The organism is Photobacterium sp. HL06 (assembly GCF_059552575.1).
Genome location: NZ_CM183914.1, coordinates 3,739,491 through 3,747,500 on the forward strand (window position 1 = coordinate 3,739,491; position 8,010 = coordinate 3,747,500).

3 tRNA genes and 4 rRNA genes (1 of these 7 cut by a window edge) are annotated in these 8,010 nt (G+C 51.4%); all 7 read right to left on the reverse strand.

Features of this window, described 5'->3' with window-relative positions:
* Positions 1 to 16: 16 nt before the first annotated feature.
* Positions 17 to 2,907, reverse strand: a 23S ribosomal RNA gene (locus AC51G0_RS16830).
* Positions 2,908 to 3,257: 350 nt separating this feature from the next.
* Positions 3,258 to 3,333 (reverse strand) — tRNA-Val (locus tag AC51G0_RS16835).
* 30 nt (positions 3,334 to 3,363) lie between these two features.
* A tRNA-Lys gene (locus tag AC51G0_RS16840) sits at positions 3,364 to 3,439 on the reverse strand.
* 1 nt (position 3,440) lies between these two features.
* Positions 3,441 to 3,516 (reverse strand) — tRNA-Glu (locus AC51G0_RS16845).
* Between the two features lie 97 nt (positions 3,517 to 3,613).
* A 16S ribosomal RNA gene (locus AC51G0_RS16850) occupies positions 3,614 to 5,166 on the reverse strand.
* A gap of 478 nt (positions 5,167 to 5,644) precedes the next feature.
* A 5S ribosomal RNA gene (gene rrf / locus AC51G0_RS16855) occupies positions 5,645 to 5,760 on the reverse strand.
* A gap of 183 nt (positions 5,761 to 5,943) precedes the next feature.
* Positions 5,944 to 8,010: ribosomal RNA gene (locus AC51G0_RS16860) — 23S ribosomal RNA — on the reverse strand (it continues 824 nt past the right edge of the window).
* Together the 16S, 23S and 5S rRNA genes with 3 tRNA genes alongside form the textbook arrangement of a ribosomal RNA operon.

Below are 8,010 nucleotides of genomic sequence, written 5' to 3' on the forward strand. Positions count from 1 at the left end.
ACCCCTTGGGTGTTGTATGGTTAAGCCTCACGGGCAATTAGTACAGGTTAGCTCAATGCCTCGCAGCACTTACACACCCTGCCTATCTACGTCGTAGTCTCCAACAACCCTTTAGGATACTTATAGTATCAGGGATGACTCATCTCAGGGCTCGCTTCGCGCTTAGATGCTTTCAGCGCTTATCGATTCCGAACTTAGCTACCGGGCAATGCCACTGGCGTGACAACCCGAACACCAGAGGTTCGTCCACTCCGGTCCTCTCGTACTAGGAGCAGCCCCCTTCAATCATCCAACGCCCACGGCAGATAGGGACCGAACTGTCTCACGACGTTCTAAACCCAGCTCGCGTACCACTTTAAATGGCGAACAGCCATACCCTTGGGACCGACTTCAGCCCCAGGATGTGATGAGCCGACATCGAGGTGCCAAACACCGCCGTCGATATGAACTCTTGGGCGGTATCAGCCTGTTATCCCCGGAGTACCTTTTATCCGTTGAGCGATGGCCCTTCCATTCAGAACCACCGGATCACTATGACCTGCTTTCGCACCTGCTCGAATTGTCATTCTCGCAGTCAAGCGGGCTTATGCCATTGCACTAACCTCACGATGTCCGACCGTGATTAGCCCACCTTCGTGCTCCTCCGTTACTCTTTGGGAGGAGACCGCCCCAGTCAAACTACCCACCAGGCACTGTCCGCACCCCCGATAAGGGGGCGACGTTAGAACATCAACACTACAAGGGTGGTATTTCAAGGACGGCTCCACCATATCTAGCGACATGGTTTCAAAGCCTCCCACCTATCCTACACATGTAGGGTCAATGTTCAGTGCCAAGCTGTAGTAAAGGTTCACGGGGTCTTTCCGTCTAGCCGCGGGTACACAGCATCTTCACTGCGATTTCAATTTCACTGAGTCTCGGGTGGAGACAGCGTGGCCATCATTACGCCATTCGTGCAGGTCGGAACTTACCCGACAAGGAATTTCGCTACCTTAGGACCGTTATAGTTACGGCCGCCGTTTACCGGGGCTTCGATCAAGAGCTTCGACCGAAGTCTAACCCCATCAATTAACCTTCCGGCACCGGGCAGGCGTCACACCGTATACGTCATCTTTCGATTTTGCACAGTGCTGTGTTTTTAATAAACAGTTGCAGCCACCTGGTATCTGCGACTCCCAGTAGCTCCATCCGCAAGGGACTTCACCGCCAGGAGCGTACCTTCTCCCGAAGTTACGGTACCATTTTGCCTAGTTCCTTCACCCGAGTTCTCTCAAGCGCCTTGGTATTCTCTACCTGATCACCTGTGTCGGTTTGGGGTACGATTGCTTACAACCTATCGCTTAGAGGCTTTTCCCGGAAGCATGGCATCAATGACTTCACCGCCGTAGCGGCTCGACATCGGGTCTCAGCCTTAAGTATTCCCGGATTTACCTAAGAATACAGCCTACACCCTTGAACCAGGACAACCGTCGCCTGGCCCACCTAGCCTTCTCCGTCCCCCCATCGCAGTTATAAGCAGTACAGGAATATTAACCTGTTTCCCATCGACTACGCCTTTCGGCCTCGCCTTAGGGGTCGACTTACCCTGCCCCGATTAACGTTGGACAGGAACCCTTGATCTTCCGGCGAGGGAGTTTTTCACTCCCTTTATCGTTACTCATGTCAGCATTCGCACTTCTGATACCTCCAGCAAACCTTACGATTCACCTTCAACGGCTTACAGAACGCTCCCCTACCCAATGCAGTAAACTGCATTGCCGCAGCTTCGGTGTATAGCTTAGCCCCGTTAAATCTTCCGCGCAGGCCGACTCGACCAGTGAGCTATTACGCTTTCTTTAAATGATGGCTGCTTCTAAGCCAACATCCTGGCTGTCTGAGCCTTCCCACATCGTTTCCCACTTAGCTATAACTTTGGGACCTTAGCTGGCGGTCTGGGTTGTTTCCCTCTCCACGACGGACGTTAGCACCCGCCGTGTGTCTCCCGGATAGTACTTACTGGTATTCGGAGTTTGCAAAGGGTTGGTAAGTCGGGATGACCCCCTAGCCTTAACAGTGCTCTACCCCCAGTAGTATTCGTCCGAGGCGCTACCTAAATAGCTTTCGGGGAGAACCAGCTATCTCCAGGTTTGATTGGCCTTTCACCCCTAGCCACAAGTCATCCGCTAATTTTTCAACATTAGTCGGTTCGGTCCTCCAGTAAGTGTTACCTCACCTTCAACCTGCCCATGGCTAGATCACCTGGTTTCGGGTCTAATCCTAGCAACTGTACGCCCAGTTAAGACTCGGTTTCCCTACGGCTCCCCTATACGGTTAACCTTGCTACTAAAATTAAGTCGCTGACCCATTATACAAAAGGTACGCAGTCACACCACGAAGGTGCTCCTACTGCTTGTACGTACACGGTTTCAGGTTCTATTTCACTCCCCTCACAGGGGTTCTTTTCGCCTTTCCCTCACGGTACTGGTTCACTATCGGTCAGTCAGGAGTATTTAGCCTTGGAGGATGGTCCCCCCATGTTCAGACAGGATATCACGTGTCCCGTCCTACTCGATTTCACTAAGAGCGCGCTGTCGGCTACGGGGCTATCACCCTTTACTGCTGTGCTTTCCAGCACATTCGCCTAACATGCAACTAGCTTAAGGGCTAATCCGGTTTCGCTCGCCGCTACTGCCGGAATCTCGGTTGATTTCTATTCCTCGGGGTACTTAGATGTTTCAGTTCCCCCGGTTCGCCTCGCTACGCTATGTATTCACGTAGCGATACTGGCTTATGCCAGTGGGTTTCCCCATTCGGAAATCCCAGTCTCAAGTGGCTTTTACTGCCTAAACTGGGCTTATCGCAAGTTAATACGTCCTTCATCGCCTCTGACTGCCAAGGCATCCACCGTGTACGCTTAGTCACTTAACCATACAACCCCAAGAGGTTTCGTATGGTCAACAACCAAGGTTTGTGTCTCTCCTTCTCTACATGAAAGAGCAGGGAGACATTGGTTTTTCGCCGGACTCTACACAAGACACTTGAATGTGTTTGCTTGAGAACTCGTTTCATCTCTCGATGAAACATTTTAATTCAACTCATTGAGTTGAATTTACTAGTCAGCTTTCCAGATTGTTAAAGAGCATGTGTTTCGTTATCTACTAAAGACTATCGAACCACTTTCTAATCATTTTCGACCGGGCCGCGTAGGCGACAAAAAGCGGACTCAACAAAGTAATCTTTATTGAATCTGCAAATCCGTGCAGAAAATGCTTAGAGAGTGGTGGGCGATACCGGGCTCGAACCAGTGACCCCCTCCTTGTAAGGGAGGTGCTCTCCCAACTGAGCTAATCGCCCTCCGTAGTTTTACATTTCCGAAGGAGGAAATGGTGGGTCGTGCAGGATTCGAACCTGCGACCAATTGATTAAAAGTCAACTGCTCTACCAACTGAGCTAACGACCCTTGGCGTCCCGTAGGGGAGTCGAACCCCTGTTACCGCCGTGAAAGGGCGGTGTCCTAGGCCTCTAGACGAACGGGACTAAGTGTTTCTATCCAAGTTGTTGGGCAACTTGAATGCTCTCTACATTTCGACCAAGCAATCTGTGTGGACACTGCATAAAACAGTAAGTCTTTAGGTAAGGAGGTGATCCAGCCCCAGGTTCCCCTAGGGCTACCTTGTTACGACTTCACCCCAGTCATGAACCACACCGTGGTAAACGCCCTCCCGAAGGTTAAGCTATCTACTTCTGGTGCAGCCCACTCCCATGGTGTGACGGGCGGTGTGTACAAGGCCCGGGAACGTATTCACCGTAGCATTCTGATCTACGATTACTAGCGATTCCGACTTCATGGAGTCGAGTTGCAGACTCCAATCCGGACTACGACGTACTTTGTGGGATTCGCTCACCATCGCTGGTTGGCAGCCCTCTGTATACGCCATTGTAGCACGTGTGTAGCCCTACTCGTAAGGGCCATGATGACTTGACGTCGTCCCCACCTTCCTCCGGTTTATCACCGGCAGTCTCCCTGGAGTTCCCGCCATTACGCGCTGGCAAACAAGGATAGGGGTTGCGCTCGTTGCGGGACTTAACCCAACATTTCACAACACGAGCTGACGACAGCCATGCAGCACCTGTCTCAGAGTTCCCGAAGGCACGAAACCATCTCTGGTAACTTCTCTGGATGTCAAGAGTAGGTAAGGTTCTTCGCGTTGCATCGAATTAAACCACATGCTCCACCGCTTGTGCGGGCCCCCGTCAATTCATTTGAGTTTTAATCTTGCGACCGTACTCCCCAGGCGGTCTACTTAACGCGTTAGCTCCGAAAGCCACGGCTCAAGGCCACAACCTCCAAGTAGACATCGTTTACGGCGTGGACTACCAGGGTATCTAATCCTGTTTGCTCCCCACGCTTTCGCATCTGAGCGTCAGTCTTTGTCCAGGGGGCCGCCTTCGCCACCGGTATTCCTTCAGATCTCTACGCATTTCACCGCTACACCTGAAATTCTACCCCCCTCTACAAGACTCTAGTCTGCCAGTTCAAAATGCTGTTCCGAGGTTGAGCCCCGGGCTTTCACATCTTGCTTAACAGACCGCCTGCATGCGCTTTACGCCCAGTAATTCCGATTAACGCTCGCACCCTCCGTATTACCGCGGCTGCTGGCACGGAGTTAGCCGGTGCTTCTTCTGTCGCTAACGTCAAGGCATGCAGCTATTAACTACACACCCTTCCTCACGACTGAAAGTACTTTACAACCCGAAGGCCTTCTTCATACACGCGGCATGGCTGCATCAGGGTTTCCCCCATTGTGCAATATTCCCCACTGCTGCCTCCCGTAGGAGTCTGGACCGTGTCTCAGTTCCAGTGTGGCTGATCATCCTCTCAGACCAGCTAGGGATCGTTGCCTTGGTGAGCCGTTACCCCACCAACAAGCTAATCCCACCTGGGCTAATCTTAGCGCGAGAGGCCCGAAGGTCCCCCTCTTTGGCCCGTAGGCATTATGCGGTATTAGCTATCGTTTCCAATAGTTATCCCCCACACTAAGGCATATTCCCAGGCATTACTCACCCGTCCGCCGCTCGCCGCCCAACAGATCCCCCGAAGGGTCAATGTTGTCGCTGCCGCTCGACTTGCATGTGTTAGGCCTGCCGCCAGCGTTCAATCTGAGCCATGATCAAACTCTTCAATTAAAGTTTTTTTGGTCTTTCGACCGGCTCAATGAATACTGATTGAGTTTCCATTACTAGAAGCTAGTAACGAGAACTCGAATTGACTGTGCCGCTTTCTTACTTTCACTTTTTAATAAAAAGTGAAACAAAAAAGCAATCGAACTATTTCTAGCTCTTGGTCACTCAGTTCATTGATAAATCTTTCGACTTAACTTTTTCACGAGTGCCCACACAGATTGCATGGTCAAATTGTTAAAGAACGTTGACTCTCAATGCCTTGGCGCGTTGCGCTTCAGCAAGTCAGGAAGCGTATGATACGCTTCTCTGTTTTTAAGTCAAGATAAAATTTTCATCTTTTTAATCATTCGATTAAAGAGCAAAAACCTTATATTGACTCCGCTCACACCGGGTTCGGTAAGAGCGAAATAAAAGCCCGTTGTTGCCAACGGGCTCTCGTTTTCTGTCATCCACTTTTAAAAAAGTGAAATCAAAATTAGGAGCCTGGCGATGTCCTACTCTCACATGGGGAGACCCCACACTACCATCGGCGCTATTACGTTTCACTACTGAGTTCGGCATGGGATCAGGTGGGTCCATAATGCTATGGTCGCCAAGCAAATTCTGTTTTATCTACCGCCCAAAGGCGATAAATAGCAATCTGGGAAAGTTAACTAGTTGTTCTCAGCACCATTCAAGTGCTTCGTGGAGTCCATACCTACATGGATGTAGGCAATACTGATAATCGTCTTGGTCCGGCATTCCGGGAACGATTTCAGTGAAAAACCCCTTGGGTGTTGTATGGTTAAGCCTCACGGGCAATTAGTACAGGTTAGCTCAATGCCTCGCAGCACTTACACACCCTGCCTATCTACGTCGTAGTCTCCAACAACCCTTTAGGATACTTATAGTATCAGGGATGACTCATCTCAGGGCTCGCTTCGCGCTTAGATGCTTTCAGCGCTTATCGATTCCGAACTTAGCTACCGGGCAATGCTACTGGCGTAACAACCCGAACACCAGAGGTTCGTCCACTCCGGTCCTCTCGTACTAGGAGCAGCCCCCTTCAATCATCCAACGCCCACGGCAGATAGGGACCGAACTGTCTCACGACGTTCTAAACCCAGCTCGCGTACCACTTTAAATGGCGAACAGCCATACCCTTGGGACCGACTTCAGCCCCAGGATGTGATGAGCCGACATCGAGGTGCCAAACACCGCCGTCGATATGAACTCTTGGGCGGTATCAGCCTGTTATCCCCGGAGTACCTTTTATCCGTTGAGCGATGGCCCTTCCATTCAGAACCACCGGATCACTATGACCTGCTTTCGCACCTGCTCGAATTGTCATTCTCGCAGTCAAGCGGGCTTATGCCATTGCACTAACCTCACGATGTCCGACCGTGATTAGCCCACCTTCGTGCTCCTCCGTTACTCTTTGGGAGGAGACCGCCCCAGTCAAACTACCCACCAGGCACTGTCCGCACCCCCGATAAGGGGGCGACGTTAGAACATCAACACTACAAGGGTGGTATTTCAAGGACGGCTCCACCATATCTAGCGACATGGTTTCAAAGCCTCCCACCTATCCTACACATGTAGGGTCAATGTTCAGTGCCAAGCTGTAGTAAAGGTTCACGGGGTCTTTCCGTCTAGCCGCGGGTACACAGCATCTTCACTGCGATTTCAATTTCACTGAGTCTCGGGTGGAGACAGCGTGGCCATCATTACGCCATTCGTGCAGGTCGGAACTTACCCGACAAGGAATTTCGCTACCTTAGGACCGTTATAGTTACGGCCGCCGTTTACCGGGGCTTCGATCAAGAGCTTCGACCGAAGTCTAACCCCATCAATTAACCTTCCGGCACCGGGCAGGCGTCACACCGTATACGTCATCTTTCGATTTTGCACAGTGCTGTGTTTTTAATAAACAGTTGCAGCCACCTGGTATCTGCGACTCCCAGTAGCTCCATCCGCAAGGGACTTCACCGCCAGGAGCGTACCTTCTCCCGAAGTTACGGTACCATTTTGCCTAGTTCCTTCACCCGAGTTCTCTCAAGCGCCTTGGTATTCTCTACCTGATCACCTGTGTCGGTTTGGGGTACGATTGCTTACAACCTATCGCTTAGAGGCTTTTCCCGGAAGCATGGCATCAATGACTTCACCGCCGTAGCGGCTCGACATCGGGTCTCAGCCTTAAGATGGTCCGGATTTACCTAAACCATCAGCCTACACCCTTGAACCAGGACAACCGTCGCCTGGCCCACCTAGCCTTCTCCGTCCCCCCATCGCAGTTATAAGCAGTACAGGAATATTAACCTGTTTCCCATCGACTACGCCTTTCGGCCTCGCCTTAGGGGTCGACTTACCCTGCCCCGATTAACGTTGGACAGGAACCCTTGATCTTCCGGCGAGGGAGTTTTTCACTCCCTTTATCGTTACTCATGTCAGCATTCGCACTTCTGATACCTCCAGCAAACCTTACGATTCACCTTCAACGGCTTACAGAACGCTCCCCTACCCAATGCAGTAAACTGCATTGCCGCAGCTTCGGTGTATAGCTTAGCCCCGTTAAATCTTCCGCGCAGGCCGACTCGACCAGTGAGCTATTACGCTTTCTTTAAATGATGGCTGCTTCTAAGCCAACATCCTGGCTGTCTGAGCCTTCCCACATCGTTTCCCACTTAGCTATAACTTTGGGACCTTAGCTGGCGGTCTGGGTTGTTTCCCTCTCCACGACGGACGTTAGCACCCGCCGTGTGTCTCCCGGATAGTACTTACTGGTATTCGGAGTTTGCAAAGGGTTGGTAAGTCGGGATGACCCCCTAGCCTTAACAGTGCTCTACCCCCAGTAGTATTCGTCCGAGG